The organism is Burkholderia lata (genome assembly GCF_902499025.1).
In the GTDB taxonomy this organism is placed as follows: domain Bacteria; phylum Pseudomonadota; class Gammaproteobacteria; order Burkholderiales; family Burkholderiaceae; genus Burkholderia; species Burkholderia lata_C.
On sequence record NZ_CABVPW010000024.1, the window covers coordinates 33,576 to 57,349 of the forward strand.

20 protein-coding genes are annotated in these 23,774 nt (G+C 64.3%); 11 read left to right on the top strand and 9 right to left on the bottom strand.

Going from position 1 to position 23,774, the window contains the following annotated elements:
- Positions 1 to 5 precede the first annotated feature (5 nt).
- From BDI24065_RS23435 to BDI24065_RS23455, 5 genes are all read right to left on the bottom strand, one after another.
- Positions 6 to 1,472 carry an aldehyde dehydrogenase family protein gene (locus tag BDI24065_RS23435; RefSeq protein WP_175033241.1) on the bottom strand — a complete coding sequence of 489 codons (1,467 nt, stop codon included), beginning with the start codon at positions 1,470 to 1,472 and terminating at the stop codon, positions 6 to 8.
- Positions 1,473 to 1,517: 45 nt separating this feature from the next.
- Positions 1,518 to 2,537 (bottom strand): hydroxyquinol 1,2-dioxygenase, encoded by a 1,020-nt coding sequence (locus BDI24065_RS23440; protein WP_175033242.1) that lies wholly within the window; start codon positions 2,535 to 2,537, stop codon positions 1,518 to 1,520.
- 38 nt (positions 2,538 to 2,575) lie between these two features.
- On the bottom strand, positions 2,576 to 3,070 hold the full coding sequence (locus BDI24065_RS23445; protein ID WP_175033243.1) for a hydroxyquinol 1,2-dioxygenase: 495 nt from the start codon (positions 3,068 to 3,070) through the stop codon (positions 2,576 to 2,578).
- 115 nt (positions 3,071 to 3,185) lie between these two features.
- Complete coding sequence (locus BDI24065_RS23450; protein WP_175033244.1) at positions 3,186 to 4,115, bottom strand: LysR family transcriptional regulator; 930 nt, start codon at positions 4,113 to 4,115, stop codon at positions 3,186 to 3,188.
- 155 nt (positions 4,116 to 4,270) lie between these two features.
- Complete coding sequence (locus tag BDI24065_RS23455) at positions 4,271 to 5,518, bottom strand: MFS transporter (RefSeq protein WP_175033245.1); 1,248 nt, start codon at positions 5,516 to 5,518, stop codon at positions 4,271 to 4,273.
- Between the two features lie 129 nt (positions 5,519 to 5,647).
- Between BDI24065_RS23455 and BDI24065_RS23460 the strand changes: the two genes are divergently transcribed.
- From BDI24065_RS23460 to BDI24065_RS23485, 6 genes are all read left to right on the top strand, one after another.
- A complete protein-coding gene (locus tag BDI24065_RS23460; RefSeq protein WP_175033214.1) occupies positions 5,648 to 6,100 on the top strand; it encodes a hypothetical protein in 453 nt (150 codons plus the stop codon).
- 261 nt (positions 6,101 to 6,361) lie between these two features.
- Complete coding sequence (locus BDI24065_RS23465; protein ID WP_175033328.1) at positions 6,362 to 9,130, top strand: type VI secretion system Vgr family protein; 2,769 nt, start codon at positions 6,362 to 6,364, stop codon at positions 9,128 to 9,130.
- A gap of 91 nt (positions 9,131 to 9,221) precedes the next feature.
- Positions 9,222 to 11,462 (top strand): T6SS effector phospholipase Tle3 domain-containing protein, encoded by a 2,241-nt coding sequence (locus BDI24065_RS23470; protein WP_175033329.1) that lies wholly within the window; start codon positions 9,222 to 9,224, stop codon positions 11,460 to 11,462.
- Positions 11,459 to 12,931: a virulence factor gene (locus BDI24065_RS23475; RefSeq protein WP_254609841.1), complete on the top strand. Its 1,473-nt coding sequence runs from the start codon at positions 11,459 to 11,461 to the stop codon at positions 12,929 to 12,931. The genes BDI24065_RS23470 and BDI24065_RS23475 overlap by 4 nt, the downstream gene beginning before the upstream one ends.
- Positions 12,932 to 13,004: 73 nt before the next feature.
- A complete protein-coding gene (locus BDI24065_RS23480; RefSeq protein WP_175033246.1) occupies positions 13,005 to 13,262 on the top strand; it encodes a PAAR domain-containing protein in 258 nt (85 codons plus the stop codon).
- A complete protein-coding gene (locus BDI24065_RS23485; RefSeq protein ID WP_175033247.1) occupies positions 13,263 to 13,595 on the top strand; it encodes a TrfB-related DNA-binding protein in 333 nt (110 codons plus the stop codon).
- Between the two features lie 19 nt (positions 13,596 to 13,614).
- On the opposite strand, the gene BDI24065_RS23490 is transcribed toward BDI24065_RS23485, so the two are convergent.
- Positions 13,615 to 14,229: an NIPSNAP family protein gene (locus BDI24065_RS23490; protein ID WP_175033248.1), complete on the bottom strand. Its 615-nt coding sequence runs from the start codon at positions 14,227 to 14,229 to the stop codon at positions 13,615 to 13,617.
- Between the two features lie 198 nt (positions 14,230 to 14,427).
- Here BDI24065_RS23490 and BDI24065_RS23495 point away from each other — a divergent pair, with 198 nt between their 5' ends.
- Positions 14,428 to 15,918, top strand: a complete 1,491-nt coding sequence (locus tag BDI24065_RS23495; RefSeq protein WP_175033249.1) for an aminotransferase class V-fold PLP-dependent enzyme — start codon at positions 14,428 to 14,430, stop codon at positions 15,916 to 15,918.
- A gap of 132 nt (positions 15,919 to 16,050) precedes the next feature.
- Here BDI24065_RS23495 and BDI24065_RS23500 read toward each other — a convergent pair whose 3' ends face one another.
- Positions 16,051 to 17,007, bottom strand: coding sequence for a LysR family transcriptional regulator (locus tag BDI24065_RS23500; RefSeq protein WP_175033250.1), 957 nt, complete (start codon positions 17,005 to 17,007; stop codon positions 16,051 to 16,053).
- Between the two features lie 157 nt (positions 17,008 to 17,164).
- Here BDI24065_RS23500 and BDI24065_RS23505 point away from each other — a divergent pair, with 157 nt between their 5' ends.
- Positions 17,165 to 17,719, top strand: a complete 555-nt coding sequence (locus BDI24065_RS23505; protein ID WP_174959034.1) for a flavodoxin family protein — start codon at positions 17,165 to 17,167, stop codon at positions 17,717 to 17,719.
- A gap of 28 nt (positions 17,720 to 17,747) precedes the next feature.
- On the top strand, positions 17,748 to 18,047 hold the full coding sequence (locus BDI24065_RS23510; RefSeq protein WP_174970423.1) for a superoxide dismutase: 300 nt from the start codon (positions 17,748 to 17,750) through the stop codon (positions 18,045 to 18,047).
- A gap of 125 nt (positions 18,048 to 18,172) precedes the next feature.
- Here BDI24065_RS23510 and BDI24065_RS23515 read toward each other — a convergent pair whose 3' ends face one another.
- Positions 18,173 to 19,273: a DJ-1/PfpI family protein gene (locus BDI24065_RS23515; protein WP_175033251.1), complete on the bottom strand. Its 1,101-nt coding sequence runs from the start codon at positions 19,271 to 19,273 to the stop codon at positions 18,173 to 18,175.
- 88 nt (positions 19,274 to 19,361) lie between these two features.
- Between BDI24065_RS23515 and BDI24065_RS23520 the strand changes: the two genes are divergently transcribed.
- Both BDI24065_RS23520 and BDI24065_RS23525 read left to right on the top strand, forming a co-directional pair.
- Positions 19,362 to 20,372 (top strand): GlxA family transcriptional regulator, encoded by a 1,011-nt coding sequence (locus BDI24065_RS23520; protein ID WP_175033252.1) that lies wholly within the window; start codon positions 19,362 to 19,364, stop codon positions 20,370 to 20,372.
- 342 nt (positions 20,373 to 20,714) lie between these two features.
- Positions 20,715 to 22,247 (top strand): amino acid permease, encoded by a 1,533-nt coding sequence (locus tag BDI24065_RS23525; RefSeq protein WP_175033253.1) that lies wholly within the window; start codon positions 20,715 to 20,717, stop codon positions 22,245 to 22,247.
- A gap of 122 nt (positions 22,248 to 22,369) precedes the next feature.
- Here the strand turns inward: BDI24065_RS23525 and glyA are convergent, their stop codons facing one another.
- Positions 22,370 to 23,617 (bottom strand): serine hydroxymethyltransferase, encoded by a 1,248-nt coding sequence (glyA, locus tag BDI24065_RS23530; protein ID WP_174979419.1) that lies wholly within the window; start codon positions 23,615 to 23,617, stop codon positions 22,370 to 22,372.
- Positions 23,618 to 23,774: the final 157 nt, after the last annotated feature.

The following is a 23,774-nucleotide window of genomic DNA, read 5'->3' on the forward strand; positions in this document are numbered from 1 at the left end:
GAACCTCAGCGCTTGAAGTGCGGCGGCACGTTGCCGTCGACGTTGACCCACACCGACCGCGCCTCGGTGTAGTCGTGCATCGCCTCGAAGCCCATCTCGCGGCCGTAGCCCGACTGGCCGACGCCGCCGAACGGGCTGCCCGGATTGACGCGCTTGTAGCAGTTGATCCAGCACATGCCCGCGTTGATCCGCGATGCCATTTTGTGTGCGCGGGAAAGATCCTTCGTCCAGAGGCCGCTGCCCAGCCCGTACTCGGTTGCGTTCGCAATGGCCAGCGCTTCGTCGTCGCTGCCGAAGCGCAGCACCGTGACGAACGGGCCGAACACTTCTTCCTGCGCGACGCGGTCGGCCGCGCTCTTGGCCTCGATGACCGTCGGGCGCACGTAGTAGCCGTTGGCGAGCGCCGGATCCTGCGGTGCGCTGCCGCCCGTGAGCACGCGTCCGCCCTGCTCGCGTGCGACGTCGACATAAGACAGCACGCGCTCGAGGTGCTGCTTCGACGTGAGCGGCCCCATCTCGGTGTTCGCATCGAGCGGGTTGCCGATGCGGATCGACGACGCGAGCGCCACGAAGCGCTCGAGGAACGCATCCGCGATGCGTTCGTGCAGCACCAGACGCGAGCCGGCGATGCACGCCTGCCCCTGGTTGTGGAAGATCGCCCACGCGGCGCCGTTGATGGCCGCGTCGAGGTCGGCATCGTCGAACACGATGTTGGCGCCCTTGCCGCCCAGTTCGAGCTGCACGCGCTTCAGGTTGCCCTGCGACGCCTCGACGATCCGGCGGCCGGTGGTCGTCGATCCGGTGAACGCGATCTTGCCGACGCCCGGATGTTCGGCGAGCCGCTGGCCCGCCGTATGCCCGTAGCCGGGGACGATGTTGACGACACCGGCGGGGAACCCGACCTCGGCCATCAGCTCGACGATGCGCAGCGTCGACAGCGGCGTGATTTCCGACGGCTTGAGCACCACGGTGTTGCCGGCGGCGAGCGCCGGGCCCATCTTCCAGCTCGTGAACATCAACGGAAAATTCCACGGCACGATCTGGCCGACGACACCGATCGGCGCGCGCTGCACGTAGTTCAGGAAGCCGGTTTCGACGGGAATCACCGAGCCTTGCAGCTTGTCGGCCATGCCGCCGAAGTAGCGGAAGCACGCTGCCGTGCGCGGCACGTCGAGCGCGCGCGAATCGCGGATCGGGTGGCCGGTGTCCAGCGATTCGAGCTGCGCCAGCTCCTCCGCGTTGGCCTCGATCGCGTCGGCGAGGTGCAGCAGCAAGCGGCCGCGTTCGGCGGCCGGCAGCGCCGACCATTTGGGGAACGCGCGCGTCGCGGCTTCGACGGCCAGATCGACGTCCGCCGCGGTGGCGGCCGCGATCTTCGTGATGACGGAGCCGTCGTGCGGATTCAGCACGTCGATCGTGCCGCGGTCGACGGCGTCAACGAAGCGCCCGTCGATGAAGAGTTGGGTTTGCATGAATCGTCCTCGGTGTATGGCTTGAAGCGGAAACTGAAGCGCCGCTCAGAACGCGATTGGATACGGCGCGAGCTCGCCGCTCTCGTAGCGTTGCGGCAGGTCGGGCGTCGCGTTTTCCCAGACCAGCAGCATCGACCGCTTCGTGGAGTAACCCTGATGCCGGATGTCGGCGGGCATCGCGCAGATGTCGCCGGCGCGCATCGTCACGCGTGCGCGCGGCGCGCCGGTGTTCTTGTCGCCGATGTCCCACACGATTTCGTCGGACAGTTGCAGGAACCATTCGACACGGTCGTTTCCATGGAACACCGGCAGGATGAATTCCTCGGTGGTCGGGCAGAACAGGCTGCGCCCGCACACCGACGTGACCGACGGATTCCACGTCACGTCCGAGCGCGACAGGTACTTGAACAGGTTGAACGCATGCAGTTCGCCTTCGAAGCCCGGCTCGACATGCACTTCCGGTTCGTCCTGCGCGACGTCGACGAACGCACGGTTGACCGGCAGGTCGTCGCGCAGCGGCGAATCGCCTTCGAGGCCCGGCATGCGGCGCGTCGCGATACGCGTGCGCTCGATCGCCGAACCGTTGTCGCCGTGCTTGCGCCCGAACGCCGTACCGGTTTCCTCGGGCGCCGCGAACGGATCGAAGCCTTCGTTCGTCCAGTCGTGCAGCATCGCCTTGAAGGTCGCCATGATCGTGGGCGTTTCGAAGGTCTCGGTGTAGTCGACCCCGGCGTCCTTCAGGATGCCGTTGAAGGTGCCCGCATACATGTCCACCTTGCCGTAGTGATTGCGCGTGCCGAACACGTGATCGAAGTTCACCCAGCCGTAGAAGAAGCCCCATGCCACGTCGCGCATCATCGCGCGCAGGAAGGCGTCCGCCGGCATCGCATGCGTGCGGGTCTGGCCTTTCGCGGGCCAGCTGATCTTCACGAAATATTCGTCGCGCTGGAATTCGAATGCGCCGAGCTGGAAGCGGCGGTAGCCGGTGACGGCATCGGCTTCGGTCGATCGCACCAGATCGGCGGCAAAGCCCGCGGAAGTGTCGAGGGTTTCGAGGGTGGCCATAACGTGTCTCCTGGAATAGTCGAATGAGGTCGGACGAATCAGTGCAGGCAGATGTCGGCCCACTTCTCCACGGACAACTCGCCCAGGACGGTCTGCACGAGTGCGACGCCCGGCTGGCCGGCGGTGAAGCGGTATGCACAGCCGGCCGGCAGCAGCGCCTGATGGCCTTGCCGCAGCACGACGTAGCCCATCTTGCGGCCGGCCGGTTGCGTGCCGGCGCTCACGGTGCCGCGCCCCGATTGCGGCGGCGTATCGAGCTTGATGAATTCGATCCGGACTTCGCCATCCATCTGGATCACGAACTCGTCGTGCGAGCAGGCGAACCACGGCGACTGGCCATCGGTCCGCAGCACTTCGATCACGTATTCGAGGTTCTTGCCGGCGACGACCTTTTCATAAGGGGCCGACTTCGATGCGACCTCGAACACATTCGAGAACGCATAGTGTTGAGCGCTGCCGCTGGTGATTTCGATCTCGCCCTTCCGGTAACGGTCGAGCGAGCCAAAGACGGTGTGGAATGCCGTGTCGGTCATTTCTGTCTCCTGAGTTGAACCGCTTGTTGGATTCAACTCTAGGGGCAAGGAACCACCGCAACAAGGCACGGGACGGCGACTACGGCATTTGCGTTTCGCGAATAATCCGCGCGCTTCAACGCACACAGCCACGCTCCAGAAGGGGAAGATCCCACGGCGATTCGTCGCCGATGGTTTCCGCGAGGAATTCGACCAGCGCCTTCACCTTCAACGCCTGTCGCTGCGTTGCGGGATAAACCGCGGCAAAGCTCAGCGGCGCGAGCTGGAAGTCGGTCAGGATGGGCACCAGCCGGCCGGCAACGAGCGCCTCGCTCGCCACGAGCGTCGGCAGGCACACGACGCCGCCGCCTGACAGCGCGTACTCGCGCAGCAGGTGCACGGAGTTCGAGCGGATCATGCCCGGCAGCTCCATTTCGACGACCTCGTCGCCGCGCGTCATCGTCCAGCGGTTGCGCGACGGATAGCCCGAATAAAGCGCGGTGGTGTGCTGCAGCAGGTCGCGCGGATGTTGTGGCGCACCATGCGCGTCGAGGTACGTGGGCGATGCGCAGAACAGGCGCCTGACCGTGAACAGCCGCCGTTCGATCAGCGACTCGGAGATCGGCGGGAAGATCTGGAACGCGATGTCGAACCCTTCTTCGACAGGGTCCACGACACGGTCATTGACGATGACGTCGAGCTGGATGCCCGGGTAGCGCCGGTTGAATTCCATCAGCGGCGCGCCGAAGTGATCGAGCGCGAAACCGGGCAGCACCTGGATGCGCAGCCGCCCGGTCGGCGTCGCGCGTAGCTCGCGCATCTGGTCCGTCAGCTCGTTGACGCGCCCCACCACCTCCGCGCATTCGCGATAGAACGCCTCGCCCACTTCGGACAGGCGCACGTGGCGCGTGCTGCGATGGAACAGCGGCGCGTTGACGAACTTCTCGAGCTGCTGGATGCGGTTCGTCACGACGGAGCTGGTCACGCCAAGCTGCCGCGCCGCCTCGGCGAAGCTGCTCGCCTCCGCCACCCTGACGAATGCCTCGATGCTCAGAAACCGGTCCATACCGCGCCCTTTTTCGACAGCGAAACCGGCAGTCTACCCGTGCGGGTAACGGGCTGTGTCATGCGGGAGGCGTCACTCTGTCACCCAATCGATGTCAATCGCCGATGCTGCCGCCCCCGCACACGCCGCCCAGCCCGCACATTGCCTTACCGCGGTTACTCACCCGCCGCCAGTTCAGGTTGCACGGCCGCCACGCGACGTTGAAGCACGGCCGGCGCCGTTTCCTTCAGCAGCAGGCTGACCACGATGCCCAGCACGACCGCGCACATCGGCAGCCACAGAATGTTCTGGATGCCAAAGTGTGCGGCGACATAGCCGCCCATCGCCGGCGCGATGCCGCCGCCGAAGATCTCGCCGACACCGACCACCACGCCGATCGACGTCGACACGAGCCCGATGGGCGCAGCCTCCGTCGCCACCGGGCCGGACAGCAGCGACACCAGCCCGAGCGTGAAGAACGACGCGACGAACAGCACCCCGAACAGCGCGAGCGGCTGCGGGCCGAGGCCACGGAAAATGTAGAGCATCACGGCCGTCCCCGCGAAGCCGACGATGCTCGCGAGGCGGCGGCCGACCAGGTCGGACAGGCCCGGCAACCCGAACTGCCCGAGAAAGCCGCCGAAGCCGATCGCCGATACGACGAGGCCCATCTTCTGCGTGCCGAGCGCCAGGTAGTCGGTCAGGTACAGCGGCAGCAGCGCGCCGAGCACGAATACGCCGGTCATTGCACAGCACAAGGCGGCCATCGCCACGAGGATATTGCGGCTCTTGAGCACATGGCCGAGCGACGCCGGCGCATGCTCCGACGCGACGGCCTTCGCGACCTTCGGCTCGCGGATGACGAAGAACATGATCGCGCCGAGGATCAGGCCGGGAACGGCGACGAGCGCAAAGACCCAGCGCCACGACACGAAGCCGAGCAGCTGCGTCGCGATGATCGGCGACAGCGCGAGCCCGAACAGCGCGAAGCCGCTTTGCTGCAGGCCGAGGTTCAGCCCGCGCCGCCGCGGATGCGACGCGTCGGCCGTCGCGGCAAAGCTCGTCGGGCAGAACGAGCCTTCGGCCACGCCCATCAGGCCGCGAATCGCCATCAGGCCGAGCAGCCCGCCCGCAAGCCCCGAGAAGCCCGACAGCAGCGAGAACGCGACGATGGCCGGAATCAGCACCTTCCGGCGGCCGATCTTGTCGGAGATGCCGCCCATCAGCGCCGCGAAGATGCCCCACGACAGGCCGAGCACGCCGATGCAGTTGCCGACGTCCTGCGCGGTCAGGTTCAGGTCCTTCATGATCGAAGGGAACAGCGGCGCGATCAGCCAGCGATCGAGGCCGACCAGCCCGAAGCCGAGCGCCAGCAGCGTGACCGCCTTCCACTCGTATGAGGTATCCCACTCGTTTGCTTTCATGTCCGTCTCCGTGGACACAGGTTCGCCTGCGCGCGCCGCAGCGCCTGCGCATGAGCCAGGTCCGATGGTTTTTGTATGCGACGCGAATCGCGAGGAAGTGCCGGCCGCCGTTCGGGTTCGACGCGTTGAGTGCAATCGGCCGACGTCACCACGATAGGTGCAAGGCCGCCAATCGGGTATGGAACAACCGGCGAACGCGCCATTCGCGAAATGCAAATAATCGCGGGCGATGCGCGGGAAGGGGTGACGGGAAAGCGCGAAGCGAACGGGCGCGGTGTCGAAGTAACGCTCGCTCATGCGTCACGGGGGAATTCCCTCATGGACATCGAGGCATCCACGCACGGCGCCATTCACGTCATGCATGCACACGATCAGGCAGCCCCTTCGCGAACCATGCAAGAAGAAGCCGCCCGCCGAGCAGCGGGAGGCAAAAAGCAGTGGCAAACCAAGATGCACCGGACGAGCACCAGCGCAATCCTGTTCACCGCCCTTTCCGACACCACCATGCGACGCAGCGCGTTCAGACATGGGATGAATCTCATTCTTTACACGTTCCATTCAATTTATTTCGACGACAAATAAATTATCCAACCTTGATAAGCCAATAAATTCTTATCCAAAACATTTACACCCATTACTAAACACAAATCCCCCACTCATCGCAAAGAATGTCAAATAAAGTCCACTCTAAATCGGAAATTTATCTCTAAATATCAAATCATTTCTCACGGCAGACATGTTTGATATTCTTCACCGCTAATTTTCCAGAACCTTCTTTTTATTTACCTGAAACCCCAATTCGATCCAGTCCGAATTGAGAACGAAAATAACGAGATTGCGGTGATGTCGATAGAAAGTACATTCCGAAATTTTGCGTCCGGTCTGATGGGCGGCAACAAGCGGCCTGTCGATCTCTATTTCGGGCTGGCGCAACGCACGGTCGGCCATTTGCTGGCGCTCCATCACTCCGATATTCGCGAAGGGTTGATATCGGGGATCGACGGGCAACTGACCTGCGTGTCCACCCACGCGCATCTATCGCCTGCGCTGTTTCTCGGTCTGCCCGTGTCGGTCCGGCTGACGACCGATCGGGGTGGCATACGAGCGATCAATGCGATCGTGTGCGACGTGCGCGCCGGTCAATCCGACGGTGAACTGACCGTGTACCAATTGCACGTGTGCGACGCCCTGTCGCTGATGGACCGCCGCACGAACGCCCGCCTGTTCAGATCGTGCAGCGTGATCGACATTCTGGCGACGCTGATGAATGAGTGGAAACAGCGCAGCCCGGCACTCGCGCAGGCCTTCGATTTCGACCTGTCGGCATTGCAGGCCGAACGCTATCCGGTGCGCGAACTGACACGGCAGGTCAACGAGTCCGACGCGCGCTTCATCCGGCGTCTGTTGCGTCGGGAAGGCATCACGGTATTTGCAAAGGCGGGACCGATCGGCGGGGCGAGCGACACGGCCGACGAACGCCCGATGCACACGCTCGTGTTTTGCGACGATCCCTATCGCCTGACGGAAGTGCCGGCCGGCACCCTCCGCGTCCATCCACGCGATGCCGGAGTCGAACAACGCGACACGGTGACGCTCTTTGCGACCTGCCAAAGTCTGTCGTCCGGCAAAGTCAGCCGTCCGTCGTGGGACTACAAGAAAGCCCGTGTAGACGAATCCACGACCGTCACCGGCATCGATCAGGGCGAGTCGGGGAACGACCTTGCGCACCTGCTGACCGACGTCGCGATCGACATTCCGCACGTCGGCGATTCGTGGAGCGATCACGATCGCATCACGCGCGACCGGATGCTCGCGCATCAGTTCGAAGCCGTACGCCATGAAGGCATCAGCAGCGTGCGCGACCTGCCGGTCGGTCACTGGTTCACGTTGACCGGCGACCCCGAGCTGGATATGAAGCCCGCCGATCATCGCCAGTTTGTCGTCACGTCGATTCGGCACGATATCTGGAACAACCTGCCGAAGATCCTGGCAGGTAGCGTGGACGGGCTATTCACGGCAAGCCGTCACCTGACGCAAGTCGTTCCGCCGGCGCCAGCCGATGCATCGGAACGAACGGACACGCGCTATGAGAACAGTTTCACGTGCGTGCGACGCGGCGTGCCGCTCAAGCCTTCCTACGATCCGGGAATCGATGTGCCGCCGGTCCACCTACTCACCGGCACGATCGTCGGCACACAGGGAGAGGAAGTGTTTTGCGATGAGGCCGGCCGCGTGCGCGTGCAGATTCACGGCTACGACCCGGCCGATCACGCCCACGCGCAAGGCGCCGGAACGACCGGCCTGACCGGCGACAGTGCGCCGATTCGCGTCGGAGCAAGCCTGGCGGGGAAATACTTCGGCGCGCTTTTCCTGCCTCGGGTCGGCATGGAGGTTTTGCTGGGCAGCCTGTCGGGCGATCCGGACCGTCTGGTGATCATCGGAATCCTGAGCAACGGCGCGAACCCGCCCGCGACTTTCAGCGATACCGGCTCGCTACCCGGCAACCGCTACTTGTCCGGGATCAAGACCAAGGAAATCAACGGCCATCGGTACAACCAGCTACGCCTGGACGATACGCCGTCGCAAATTTCGGCGCAGTTGGCTAGCGAACATGCGCACACCCAATTGAATCTCGGCTATCTGACGCAGCCCCGTCGTGATGGACACGGGAACGACCGGGGCGAAGGCGCGGAATTGCGCACCGACGCCGCCGCCGCGTTGCGCGCCGCCCGGGGCATGCTGTTGACGACCTATGCGCGTTCGCACGCGACCGGTGGTCAGCTCGATCGCGATGAGCTGATTCACTTGCTCGATCAATGCACGGAGCTGTTCAAGTCGCTCGGCGAGTATGCCGGCCAGCATGGCGGGCAATCCGCCGACACGGCCGGCCAGGACAACATCGCCAGCGCATTCCGTCACTGGAAACCCGGCGGTTCGGAATCCCCTGCCACGGGTGACGCATCCGCGTTCATGGCGTTCGGCGCGCAAGCGGGGTCGCTGAACGTCACGCCGAAAACGCACGTCATGTATGCGGGCGAGAACATCGATCAGATTGCGCAGCAACACATGCAGATCACGAGCGGCGAGCGGATCAATCTGCACGCCGGACATGGCATCGCGATGTTCGCGCACAGCAACGGCGTATCGGCGATCGCGAATCAGGGGAAAGTGGCCATTCAATCGCAGAACGACGACACCCAAATCGAGTCCGGCAAAGACATCCAGTTGACTGCCGCCGACGGCAAGCTTGCCGGCACGGCAAGCGACGAAGTCGTATTCGTCACGTCCGGCGGCGCGTATCTCAAGCTGCATGGCGGCGATATCGAACTGGGATGCCCCGGCAAGTTCACCGTGAAATCGGACGGTCATGCATGGGACGGCCCCGCAAGCATGAGCGTCGACCTGCCGACATTCGATCAACGTACGCTCGGCCGCGTCCCGAAGCTGATCCGTCCAACGGACGGTCACGCGGCACCGGGGTTCGAAGGACAGATTCGAAAGACATCGGGAACGCTGTCGGATTTGACGACCGACATGGCCGGGGAACTGCCTGAGGTCGATACCGACCGGTTCGAGAGGCTGGCGGTGCAGTTCACCAAGAAGAATTTTTAACGCAAGCGCAGGAGTCCGGATGATTGATTCATCTCTCGATCCTCGGCCGGAAGAGGACGCACGCACCGACGAGCACGCCGCGAAGGCAGATATGCCCGACGCGGCTGCGCCGCGCCCGGAGCCACCTCAGATCATCGTCGGCCGGAGCGACGGCGTCTCGATGTGGACGAAAGGCACCCGGCTGATCTGCATCAAGCAACTTCCGTTGCCCGGTATCGTGATCTTCGTGCATGGGGTGAACTCCGAAGGCGAATGGTTCGAGGCCGCCGAGCAAGGATTGTGCGATGGCCTGAACCGCCGGCTCGGGCGGCTGGACGATCAACTCCAGTATCGCGGCATCGATGCCGGGCAGCTGGTGCCTGCCAAGTACACGGAAAGCGTGACGCCGGACGGGTTTCTGAATCCCAAGCTCTGGGCCGGCGACTACATCAAGCCCAATCCGTCGTTTTCACCGGTCATTCATTTCCGGTGGGGCTATCGGGCGACAGCCGAGGAACTCAAAGAATACGGCGACAAGATTTTCCTGAACGAGAAGGACTATTGGGGCGGCGGTCCGTTCACGAACGGCTGTGCGAGCCTGCCCGATCTCTGGCAAGGCGGCCTCGACGACCGGGCGGCCGGGTGGATAACCGTGCAGGGTATCAATCCGACCAATCGGCCGCTGTATCGCGCGCCGCCCCGCGCGTATGGCGTGCTCGCGGCGTTGCGCCTTGCGAAGTTGATCGAGTCGATCCGCCGCATGCAGGCCGACGTACCGATTACTGTCGTGTGCCATAGCCAGGGCAACATCGTGGGCCTGACGGCGGCGTTCTTCGGCGATGCGCTACCCGATGTCGAAGATCCGTGGGGGCGTAGCGGGCATTGCGTGGCAGACGCCTACGTGCTGGCGAATGCGCCGTATAGCTTGGCGCGTGCAGATGGTCCGAATCCATCCGATACGTTCATGGATACGTGGTCGCAACGCGCGACCAAGGACGGCGATGGCCGTCGCGGACGGCAGACCTACGCCGCACGCACGAAAACGTTCGGCAAGTTTCTGTCGATCGTCGGCACGCGGAAGGCCTATGAACTTTCCGCCGACAAGATCGATGAAGACATGGCCAACGAGCGAGTATCGCCGACCAGCAAGCGGTCCTATGTCGCACACGAGGATCGGGTTCGCCACGGTCTGAACGAATCGACTTATGGTCGCGTCACCGCGTATTGCTGTCCGCACGACCAGGTGATTTCGGCGATCACGGTTCAAGGCATCGGCTGGCGCGGCATCGACAAGCACGAACTGAACGATATCGGTGTCCCCGGCGTGCTGACGCAGCGCGTCCTTGCCTCCGGCTTCCACGTCGGCGTGCAGAAACGCTATCGGTATCGGGAGGATGACTGGCGGCATGTACAGAAGGGAAAGACGTCGGGCTTCTGGTATCCGCCTTCACCGCCTGCCAAATTCAACCTCATCGGTGCACTCAATGGGAACGAAAGTGTCTGGGGCGTGGCGGCCACGCTTGCATCCGCGCCGATCATGTTTTTCGTGACGCAGATCAGCTCGGCATTGAATATGTTCCGCGTGAACGCCAATCCGCCGAAGGATTGGGCCGTGGTGGCGGACGCGCCGGCACTCGACGAACCGTTCCCGCCGAAGGCGTTGCGTTTCGGCAAGCCCATCGAAACGAAGGACGGCAATGCGACAAGCGACTTCAACGAAGGCAACGATCCGCCGGCCGCATGGCGCGAAGCGAACAAGGCCGATGCGGACAAGCGGGCCGATGATCCGTACGACCAGTACCAGCCGAAGAGCAAGGACAGCGTCGCGCAGGGTACGGCCGAAACCGAAGCCGGGCAACGCTACGAGGATCGCGCGTTGATGCGGATGGAGGCGCGTCGAACGCTGAATACCGAATGGCTTGATGGCGACGGCCATGTGATCGGCGAGGATGGCAAAAGCGCCCTGCCGGAGGGTTACAAGGAATGGCGCGACAAACAGATTGTCGACTGGCTCGATCGCGGGGCGATCAACAGCCCGACGAATCACTCTACGACGATGACTAACCCGGAGCACGCCGAGAAGGCGCTTGCGTATGACGTTGCGGTGGGTCGGTGCTACCTGACGCCCGATCAACTCTACGACCTACGCATTGAGGCGGATTGGCGGATGGGTGACGGGATTCCTCTAGATGCTCCGAACAAGACGTATGCCGACTATTTTGCATCTGGAACTCTTTATAGAACGCCTCTCAGAGAATGGATACACACAGATAAAAGCGAAGGCAAGATGCCGAACGCGATCTTGGATGAGCGTGAAGGTCAGCTCTATTTGAAGGTCGGGGGTGTCGTATGAAGATGCTGATCGCTACATGGCCGCGACGTATCGCCGTCGCCGTTTCGACATGGCTGATCGCAACCGTACTCATGGCCTCTCTGATGGCCCACGTAGAACAACCCAACCCGGCCCATTTGGAAATAGGGGATTGGATGAAACGATTCGTTTTCGTGCCCGGCTTGGCTGCGCTCATGGTGTTTTTGTTCACCACCGTCCTGATGCGTCCAGCACAAGCCACGCCTGTCCGGGAGCATGCCGCGCTAGCCGCTGAAGAGTCGGCAAAGCCGTTCATCGCGCAGGTTGTTGGCCTGATGTGGTTGAATCCATTGCAACGTATGGACTACCCCACCCAATGGCAATTATTGTGGACGCAGGGACTGGTCGCGCCAAACAAGAACGACGATATGGTTCGCACCGATGCGAAGTCCTTTACTACCTTGCAATCTGTAGCGGGTATCGCATACGGCAACGAAGGCAAGGAAACGCTCAAGGGCTTCTACGCCAAGTACGTGGACAAATTCATCTTATTGTTACGCACCCGATATTTTAGTAACACGAAGTACTTCTACACTGTGGGATCCCAAAGCCAGCGGGACTGGCGTGAACTCGCTGGTATACACGTCGAAGTTGCCATTCCGCCCCGACTTGATCCGGCCTTTGCCAAGTCACGCGCGGTCGATCGGATGATGAATTTCTTCGAAATCGGCCCGCCGTCACCCAAGACGCTTTGGAGCCGCGACACGCCCCCTGATGTGCAAATCACGCAAGGCGGCGCGAACTCGGGCTTTACATCGCTGAACAAGGCACTGGACTACCTGCAGGCGAACCCCGACAAGACCGTATGGGCGATCAACTGGGATGCACCGAGCTTCCCGCCCACGGACGCGCAGATCAATGAGAACCTCGTCGTGCTGTTCCTCGCCGGCCCGACCGTCAATACGGAACGCGAACCGCTCGCCTGGATCGGCAAAGCCGCAACGGGCAACACCCAAGAGTTTTCACCGAAGGTCGGCACGACGCGCGCCGTACAAGCATGGAAGGCAACCATCGACCAGGCGGCACGCAATGCCGGCGTCGCGGTTCCAGACCTCAAGTACATCGTCCACGACGCAGGTGCAGGCAGCGATACCGCGTCGTCACGTGTTGCCGCGCTCGCACAGACCTTGACGGAAACACTTCCTGAATACGACCACCGCAAACAAACATTCAACACGGCCGCCCTACTCGGCGACATGGGAACCGGCAGCGCATTGACCGACGTCGCGCTCGCCATCGGCCGGATCAACCACTTCGGCGGCAACGCACTCGTCGCCGGCACGACCGATCCGGATCACCCGGTCGCGGTCGTCGTCCTGCCGCCGTCGAAACTCACGCCGATCGATCCCGACAAGGACTGGTTCCGCGCACGCGGTGGCAACAACGCCTACCTGCCGTGGTGGGGACGCCGGCACGATACGAATTACGGCATGCAAGGCTATTCATGGTGATGCAACCAACACGACGGCACGCCGCGTGCGAACGCGAGCACCGCACCAATCATTCATTCAGGGGATGAGTCATATGCGAGGAATTATCCGGGTAGGCGACGTCCATACCCACGGCGGCCGGGTCGAATCCGGAGCCGGAACGAGCAAGGTGATGGGTCGCTCGGTCGCCCGCATCGGCGACACGTGTTCGTGCCCGATTCACGGTAATTGCACGATTGCCGAAGGCGACACGGCATTCAAGGTCGAAGGTCGAGACGCTGCCTTCGATGGTCACAAGACTTCATGCGGCGCGACCTTGATTTCTTCACTTCACACTTCCGGGCGAGTTTGAATGCAAAAGACCCGACGCATGACTGCCGAACAGTTCCGCCTGTTGCGCGTGCAAAATACACGAATCAAGCCTTTGAACCAGTGGGCCCTCCACGAGATTTTCGTCAAGGGCCGATCACAGCGGGCTGTGGCGGCGGAAGTCGGCATGACGTGTTCCGCGATGTCGCAGCTTGTACGGAAGGTGTGGCAGCGGTATCTGGAGCTACCGGGAAACTGCACGCGCCTCACCACCCTCACGATCACGATCCCGGCCAGATATGAGCCCGCACTCCAGGCATGGGTGCGGGATGCATATCGATTGGCGATTCAGAATGAACCAGATACGACACCCTGATCGGCGATTCACCCAAAATTCAACACAGCGGAGACCACGCCTCCGGCAGGCAAATCGTCGACGTGGCACGCTCGATCTGCTGCGGTCCGCCCTTGGGCGGCCAAAGCCCTTCGGCATAGTGGCGCGCGCGCAATGCCATGCGCTCCTCGAGGCTCGAGAACCCCCAGATATGGGCAATGCGAGGCGGGCCATCGATCGCGTACATATTCGCGACAAGGTGAGACGTATAGGCTTCGGCCGGGCCGACGGCCTGCTCCCACGCGGCGATCGTCGGTGCGATCCCGGCCGGTTTGAGCCAATAGCGGCGAAATTCGTAGAACCTGCCCAGTTTCGACGGCGCGATCGCGGGCAGGAACGGAAAAAGTTCGTAGGTTTCCATGCTGAGCCCCACGTCGGCACCGCCGATATTGAACGGCCCGCCGTTCATCAACGCACGACGGCGCTCCTGCTGCAGCTCGTCGATTTCGTCGAAGCCTCGCAACACGACGATCTGCCCCAACTCGCCGATTTCCGAACGCCAGGCGCCGAGCAGACGCCCCGTGGCACCGGGATCCGATACCCATCGGTGCGCACCGGCGGAAACGGCATCCTGCTCCAGCAGCAAACACGACAACGTCGTCAGTTCATACTGCATGTCGACCATCCCTCGCAAAATGGGCGTCGGATGCGTCGGTCGCATCCGGTCGCCATCAGAAAATAAATTCCCCCAATCCACATCCAGATAAAACGTTATTCCATATACAGCTGAATCGCCAGCCAACTTTGGATCCTTTTTCCCTCCTGTCCCCCGTATCATTTCTCCCATTCCGAAAGAAAAGAGTATGAGAAGGACATGAGCGACACCACCACGCTGCACTACCTCGACTACGCCGCCACGACGCCCGCCGACCCGCGCGTGATCGAAGCGATGACGGCCTGCCTCGGCTTCGACGGCATCTTCGGCAATCCGGCGTCGAGCTCGCACGCCGCCGGCCGGCTCGCGAAAGACAAGGTCGAGCACGCACGCGCGCAAGTCGCCGCGCTGATCGGCGCGGACGCCGACGAGATCGTCTGGACGTCGGGCGCCACCGAATCTAACAACCTCGCGCTGAAGGGTTATGCGGAAAACGCGACCGACAAGCGCCACCTGGTCACGAGCCGCATCGAGCACAAGGCCATTCTCGACACGATGGCGAACCTGTCGAAGCACGACTCGTCGGTCACGTACCTGACGCCCACGCGCGACGGCGAGATCACCGCCGACGCGGTCGCTGCCGCCATCGGCCCCGATACGGGCCTCGTGTCGCTGATGCTCGTGAACAACGAGATCGGCACGCTGACCGATATTGGCGCAATCTCGCGCATCGTGCATGCCGCGGGCGCGCTGCTCCACGTCGACGCCGCGCAAGCGCTCGGCAAGACGCCGATCGACGTGCGCGCGCTCGGCATCGACATGCTGTCGATGTCCGCGCACAAGGTGTACGGCCCGAAGGGCATCGGCGCGCTGTTCGTCCGCCGCGACATCGCGGACCGGATCGCCCCGCAGATTCACGGCGGCGGCCACGAGCGCGGCTTGCGTTCGGGCACGCTCGCGACCCATCAGATCGTCGGCATGGGCGTGGCATGCGAACTGGCCGCTGAAAAGCTCGACGGCGAAGCGGCACGAATCGCGGCGCTCGGCGCCCGCCTGACGGACGCACTGGTCGCACTCGGCGATGTCACGCAGAACGCGGCCACGGCGCGCCGGATCCCGCACACGCTGAGCCTGACGTTGAATGCACCGGGCTTCTTCCCGTTCATGCTCGGCGAAGCGCTCGCGGTGTCGTCGACGTCCGCGTGCAACTCGACCAGCGGTGCGCCGTCCCACGTGCTGACCGCGATCGGCCTCGATGCGGAGACGGCGGGCCGCACCGTGCGCGTGAGCTTCGGCCGCTTCACGACGGAGCAGGACGTCGACTTCGCGATCTCCTGCTTCCGCCAGGCGATCGAACAGTGTCGCGCGACGGCAGCGAACGGCTTCTCCGCGTCGCGGCAGATCACGCCGGCCGACCTGAAAGCGATCCGCAATGCCGGCTTCCGTTCGGTCATCTGCAACCGGCCTGACGGCGAAGGCGACGCACACCCGGCATTCGACGAGATCGCCGCGGCGGCCCGCGAACTGGGCCTCGAAGCGCGCTACCTGCCGGTCGAGCGCGACCGCATCGGCGATGCGGAGATCGACGCATTCGGTGCGCTGGTCGACACACTGCAGAAGCCGGTGCTCGCGTACTGCCGCAGCGGCAGCCGCTCCGGCCTGCTGTGGAATCGTTGGTCCGCCCGACGCACGGCCACGGCCTCGGCCTGACCGGGAACACCGCCACGCCCTACCGCCCCCGCCCCGCCCGCATTCGCGCTCGAAACCGCTGCTTCGATGCGCTGCCGGGCGGTGGTGTCGCTTGAAGCCGCACCGGCTTCGCACCGTGTCTACCGCACGCCCTCACGCGCCATACGCATCCAGCGCCTTCAACGGCACATGCAGGCTCTCGTTCGCGGCAAACGCGTCGAGCAGGTAGTCGACCGTCGCCTGCACGCGCGACGCCTTCAATGCGCGATGCGGATACTGCATCGCCATTTCGTAGGTGCCGGGCAAATGATGGCGGTGCAGCAGCACCTTCAGCGAGCCGGCGCGCAAATGCGCCCATGCGAGGTGCACACCGACCTGCGCGATGCCCAGGCCATCACGGGCGGCCTGCAGCACGGCCTCCGGCGCGGAGAACGTCAGCAGCGCCGTTTCGCCCGGATCGACCGCCACTATGCTCCCGCCACGCATCCTGAAGCTCCATGTCGCGACCGCTCCGCCGAGAAACCGGCGTGCGATCAGCCGGTGCGCACCGAGATCGTCCGGCGCTCGCGGAATGCCGTGACTCGCCAGATACGCCGGCGATGCAACCAGTACCGTATTCATCCGAAAGACCGGGCGCGACACCAGCGCGGAATCGTGGATGTTGCCGCCGCGGATGACGATGTCGTAGCCGTCGCGCACGACGTCGACGATCCGGTCGTCGAAATCGGCCTCCACCGACAAACCGGGGTAACGCGCCAGCAATCCGGGCAGCAGCGGTTGCAGATGCTCGCGCCCGAACGCGGCACTGGTCGAAATGCGTACGCGCCCCTGAGGCCCGAGCCGCTGCGCGACGATGCTGTCGACCGCCGCATCGAGCGCGTCCAGTGCGACCCGCGCCTCGCGCAGGAACACGCTGCCTTCGTCGGTGAGCTTCAGCGTGCGCGTGGTGCGGTTCATCAGCCGCACGCCGAGCGCCTGCTCGAGGCCGGCGACGTTCTTGCTGACCGCGGCCGACGTGACGCCGAGCATGCGGCCGGCCGCCGCAAAGCTGCCGCCGTCGGCCGCATGCACGAACGACAGGATCGCCCGCGTGCGTTGTGACACATCCAAAGCAGCCTCCTTCGATCGACACGTCGCAAGGTACACCTTCGCCTGCCGCCGATTATCAACCTGAAGTTGAGAGCGACTCAACCCGGACCCAACTTCCGGTTGCGACCCGTGCCGCCCACAATGCGGCCATCGTTCAACGGACTGCAAAGGAATGCCCATGCTTGCCACCATCGTTTTCGACAGCGGTCACGGTCACACCGAGCGACAGGCGCAAGCCGTCGCGGAAGGCGTGCGGCGCGTACCGGGCGCGGAAGTGCGGCTCGTCGCGGTCGCCGACGGCGCGATTCCGTGGGAGGCGCTCGCCGCGAGCGACGCGATCATCTTCGGCTCGCCGACGTACAACGGCTCGATCAGTTCGCGGCTCAAGAAGTTCATGGAAGACTCCACGCGCCCCGCGTGGATTCCGCAAACCTGGCGCAACAAGATCGCGGCCGGCTTCACCAACTCCGGCGCGCAGCACGGCGACAAGCTGAACTCGCTGATGACGATGACGCTGTTCGCGGCGCAGCACGGGATGATCTGGGTCGGGCTCGACCTGTTCGCCGGCACCGCGGCGAACGAGCGCAACCGGATCGGCGGCTGGCTCGGCGCGATGGCGCAGTCCGACGACGTGTCGCCGGAGCTGTCGCCGATCGCGAGCGACCTCGAAACCGCCGCGCATCTCGGGCAGCGTGTCGCCGAGCTGGCGTCGCGGCTCGCGGCCGGCGCGTGAGCGGCACACCGTTCGCGAGGAGATCGCCATGAAACTGCTGTGCCTCGACGTCCCGCTGCCCGGCGCCAGCCCGGACGCGTATCAGCCGCACCTGCTCGACGAAGTGCGCTACGGCTGGCAACTGCTCAAGCGCGGGATCGTCCGCGATATCTATTTCCGTCAGGATCGCCCCGGCGTCGCGATCGTTGCGGAGTGCGATTCGATCGAACACGCCCGCGAAGCGCTGCGCGAGTTTCCGCTGGCGAAGGCCGGGCTGATCGACTGGGACATCATTCCGCTTGGCGCGTTTCTCGGCTGGGAAGCGCTGTTTGCGGCGGACGACGCGTAACTTTCACGGCCGGCGGCGTGATGCGAACACGCCGCTCACTCAGGCTTCGATCCGGCCAGCCCCGGCGCCGGCGCATTCCGTCGCAAGCGCGGCACGCAACACCGGCATGCCGCGCACGACGGCCGCTACTTCGGATACTCCAGCAGCAGCGCAACCCAGCCTGAAGTCGCGTCTCCATAGCGTGCCGCGATGTCGCCGAGCACACCGGGCAGCACCGATTCGCCACGCCGGTCAGCCGGCATCGTCATGCGTGCATGCCGCGCATTCGCCGGCTGCGCCAGCAACCGCAGCCCGTACCTCGACTCGATCACGCGCGCATCTGCAGTCGCGACGACGTAACTGCGCCAGGTCCGTGCCCACGCGTCGGCGGTCAATGCGACCGGAAGCTCGTCAAACCCGTTTTCGACCGGAAGATCGAACGTCTCGTGCCGCCAGAGCGCGACGCGGTTCGTCAGTGCCACCGCCACCGCACGCGCAGTCAATGCGAACCGGCTACCGTCGTGAACGTCGCTCCATGACTGCGCGCCGACACGTCGCGCCGTCTCGCGCGCCGCTGCCGGCCCCGCCAGCGCACTCACCAACGCCAGCGAAGCGGGAATCGACGCCGACACGCCGGTCGTCGTCATGACGTTGCCGTCCATCACATAGCGGCGATCGTCGACCCACTTCGTATCGACAAAGCGGCGGCGCAGGCCGTCGCGCGAATACCAGTGGGACGTCGCGGTGCGATGCCGCAGCAGGCCGGCGTTCGCGAGGACTGCCGCGCCGTCGCAGATCGCCACCATCGTCGCGCCGGCAGCGGCCTGCTTGCGCAACCATGCCAGTACGGCCGGGCTGTCCGCGCGATGCAGCGCGGGCACGATCACCACATCGGCGCCCGCAGGCGTCGCGGCATCGAACCGGTCGAACGTCGTATCGGCCAGCATGCGCAGCGCGGGCATCAGTTCCACCTCGCCTTCGTCGGCCGATACGGTGACGACATCGACCGCACCGGACGTCTTCAGCATCGCGTACGGCACGATGAAATCGGTCGTCTCCGTGCCCGCGTTGTCCGCGACGATCGCCACGAGCGGCCGCGTGCGGCCCGCCTTCGGCGCGCCGATCGTCAGCACTTGTGCGCCCGGTACTGCGTCCTCCGCCATCGCCGGCGCCGCCCGCCCCGCTACCCACGCGCCCAGCATCGTGCACACGAGCAGCACCGCCCCGCCTGTCTTCCGTCCCCGCATCGTTCACCCGCATCCGTCGATTGCATGTCCGGAAAATTACAAGGATCATGCTCGCGGTCACAAGGACAACTCCACCGCACTTTCCGCCATGTCCCAGTCATCCTGTTCGGCACGCGACATCGTCGTCGTCGGCTTCGAAGGCGTCCAGTCGCTCGACATCACGGGCCCGATGGAAGTGTTCGCGGTCGCGAACCGTTACCTGCCCGACCATGCCGTGCCGTATCGGCTGACGCTCGCGTCGCAACACGGGGACGACATCGTCACGCACGCGGGCCTGCGCCTCGCCGGGACGGTCGCGCTCGCGGCACTGCCCGGCCGGATCGACACGCTCATCGTCGCCGGCGGCGATGAAGCGGCGCTGCGCCACGCCGCATCGGAAGCCGGCGTGCTGCCGTGGCTGCGCACGCGGATCGCGGACACGCGACGGATCGCGAGCATCTGCACGGGTGCGTTCGTGCTTGCCGCGGGCGGATGGCTGGACGGCCGGCGCGCAACCACGCACTGGAACCAGTGCGCGTTGCTGCAGGCGCTCTGCCCCGACGCGCGGATCGAACCGGACGCGATCTACGTGAGCGATCCGCCGTTCCATACGTCGGCCGGCGTGACGGCCGGCATCGATCTGTGTCTTGCGCTCGTCGAGGCGGACTGCGGCGCGCCGACCGCGCTCGCGGTCGCACGCGAACTCGTGCTGTTCATGCACCGCCCCGGCGGGCAGGCCCAATTCAGCGTCGGGCTCGGCTCGCTGGCCAACGCAACGCCGCGCATGCGCGCACTGCTCGCCGAGATCGCCGACGATCCGGCCGGCGATCTCGGCGTCGCCGCGCTGGCCGCACGGATGCACATGAGCGAGCGCTCGTTTGCGCGCCACTTCCTCAAGGAAACCGGGCGATCGCCCGCGCAATTCGTGCTGGCGGCACGGGTCGAGCGCGCGAAGGCGCTGCTCGAGCGGGCTGACTGGACGCTTGAACGCATCGCCGAGCGGTCGGGATTCGGCAGCGTCGACGCGCTGCAGCGCGCGTTCGCGAAGCAGGTCGGCGTATCGCCGCGCGACTATCGCGCGCGCTTCGGGCCGCGACACGACAAGCAGCAAACGGAATAGGCCGTCGCCGGTTCCGGCGTGCGTCCGGGGCCGCTTGCCTGGCGGCGACCCGGCGATCGCCCGTCGCCCCCAGCCGCGCATCCGTCACGCTCCCGGTCCTCCCGGCAACGCAACAGGCCGACACGCCCTCATCCGGTGCATTCCTCCGGATTTTCACTACGTTGCCGAAATCTGATAGAGCCGGGAGATTTGATTTCATACCGTTCACGCATCGGACTGGAAAGCGATGGCCGCTCGACCGCGGCATCGCGAGCCGCCGACGAATCCCAGGAGCGGGCCAGCTTGCATGGCCCGGGCGGCGATGACGGTCCTGCCACGCAGGACATTCGTGACGGAGCGACCATGGATGCAAAATTCCAGCCTGATTCAGGCACCGACAGTGACGTAAGCCTGCTGCACAAGATGGGCTATGCGCAGGAACTGTCGAGACGTATGAGCGGTTTCTCGAACTTCGCCGTGTCGTTTTCGGTGATCTGCATCCTGTCGGGCGGCATTACCGCGTTTCAACTCGCCTTTTCCGCGACGGGCGGTGCGTCGGTCGGCCTCGGCTGGCCACTGGGCTCGCTGTTCGCGCTGATCGTCGCCGTATCGATGTCGCAGATCGCGTCCGCCTTCCCGACGGCCGGCGGCCTCTATCACTGGGGCGCGATCCTCGGCGGGAAGAAATGGGGGTGGATGACCGCGTGGATCAACCTGATCGGGCTGATCTTCGTGATCGCCGCGATCAATTTCGGCACCTACGATCCGTTCTTCAAGACGCTGATCGCGCCGATGTTCGGCGTCAGCCCCGACAGCCTGACCTGGTGGCACCAGACGGCGTTCATCGCGTTCATCACGATCTCGCAGGCAATCCTGAATGCGCGCGGCATCAAGATCGCGAGCAAGATCACCGACCTGTCGGGCTACCTGATCTTCGTGGTGACGATCGCGCTCGTGGTGTCGCTGCTCTACTACTCGCCGGTCGCATTCGATGCGCACCGGCTGGTGACGTTCACCAACTTCACCGGCGTCGATGGCGGCGCATGGCCGAAGCAAGCCACGCCGCTCGCGTTCCTGTCCGGCCTGCTGCTCGTGACCTACACCATCACCGGCTTCGACGCGTCCGCGCACACGTCGGAAGAGACGCACGATGCGGCCAGGAACGTGCCGCGCGGCATCATCGGGTCGGTGTTCTGGTCCGCGGTGTTCGGCTACGTGATGGTGTGCGCGTTCGTGCTGGTGATGCCCGACCTGACCGCCAGCATGAAGCAGGGCACCGGCTTTTTCGAGGCGATCCTCGCGCCGATTCCGAAGACGCTGCGCGTCAGCCTCGAACTCGCGATGTTCTTCATCAACTACGTGTGCGGGCTCGCGGCGATCATGTCGACGTCGCGGATGGTGTACGCCTTTGCACGCGACGGCGGGCTGCCTGCGTCGAAGCTGCTGCGCAGCGTGAACCCGGCGCACCGGACGCCCGGCCCCGCGATCTGGACCTGCGCGGTGCTCGCGATCGTCGTCACGCTGTACGGCGACGCGTTCTCGGTGCTGAGCGCCGGCAGCGCGGTGTTCCTGTTCATCTCGTATGCGATGCCGATCGGCTCCGGGATGCTGGCCGAAGGCCGCTCGTGGACCGACAAGGGCCCGTTTCAGCTGGGGATCTGGTCGAAGCCGTGTGCGCTGCTCGCGCTGGTCGGCGCCTGTGTGCTCGCGTATGTCGGCATCCAGCCGCCGAACGAAAAGGTGCTGTACGTGCTCGTCGGCTTCGTCGTGGTGCTGATGGTGATCTGGTACGGCTTCGGCGTGCGCAACACGTTCGCGGGGCCGCCGGTGCTGAAGGACACGCGCAATCTCGACCGCATCCGCGAACTCGAGGCGAACGTCGATCCGACTGTCTGAAGCGTCTTCGAAGCAGGCTGAAAAAAAAACCGACTCGCTGGCTTCGTGCCGCGAGTCGGTTTTTTGTTGCAACGTGAAGCGACGCGGTTCGACCGCCTTGCGGCAGCCGAACCCCGCGACCATCAGCCGTAGACGGGGAAACGCTTCGTCAGCTCGGCAACCTGCCCGCGCACACGCTCGAGCGTGGCCGCATCTTCCGGCGCTTCCAGCACATCGGCGATCAGGTTGCCGACGATCTCCGCTTCCTTCACGCCGAAGCCGCGCGTCGTCATCGCCGGCGAACCCAGGCGCACGCCGCTCGTCACGAACGGCTTTTCCGGGTCGTTCGGGATCGCGTTCTTGTTCACCGTGATGTGTGCCGCGCCCAGCGCTGCTTCCGCTGCCTTGCCCGTGATGTTCTTCGCGCGCAGGTCCACCAGCATCACGTGGCTTTCCGTGCGACCCGACACGATCCGCAGGCCGCGCTTCACCAGCGTTTCAGCCAGCACGCGCGCGTTCTCGACCACCTTCTCCTGGTACGCCTTGAACTCCGGCGACAGCGCTTCCTTGAACGCCACCGCCTTGCCCGCGATCACGTGCATCAGCGGGCCGCCCTGGATGCCCGGGAAGATTGCCGAGTTGATCGGCTTCTCGTACTCGGCCTTCATCAGGATCACGCCGCCGCGCGGGCCGCGCAGGCTCTTGTGCGTCGTCGTCGTCACGAAGTCCGCGTGCGGCACCGGGTTCGGGTACACGCCTGCCGCGATCAGGCCCGCGTAGTGGGCCATGTCGACCATCAGGTACGCGCCGACCGACTTCGCGATCTTCGCCAGACGTTCGAAATCGATCTTCAGCGAGAACGCCGACGCGCCCGCGACGATCAGCTTCGGCTTGTGTTCCTGCGCGAGCTTCTCGGCCGCTTCGTAGTCGATGTCTTCGTTTTCGTTCAGGCCGTAGCTCACCACGTTGAACCACTTGCCCGACATGTTCACCGGCGAGCCGTGCGTCAGGTGGCCGCCGTGCGCGAGACTCATGCCCATGATCGTGTCGCCCGGCTTGAGCATCGCGAAGAACACGCCCTGGTTCGCCTGCGAACCCGAGTTCGGCTGCACGTTCGCGGCTTCCGCACCGAACAGCTGCTTCACGCGATCGATCGCCAGCTGCTCGACGACGTCGACGTATTCGCAGCCGCCGTAGTAGCGCTTGCCCGGATACCCTTCCGCGTACTTGTTCGTGAGTTGCGAGCCCTGCGCGGCCATCACGGCCGGGCTCGTGTAGTTTTCCGACGCGATCAGCTCGATGTGATCTTCCTGGCGACGGTTTTCCTGCTCGATCGCGGCAAAAAGTTCCGGATCGACGTTGGCAACGGTGCTGGTGGTGCGGTTGAACATGATGATTGACCAGTTGAGAGTGAATGACTGACCGCGGCTTGCCGGCTGCATGGTGTTTCGGCCTTCGCATTCCACCAGACACGCCCCCGTGCAGATAGAAGGATTGCGACAATCCGCTAGGACGCACCGCGCGCCGGGCACGCAAAAAAAATCGAAG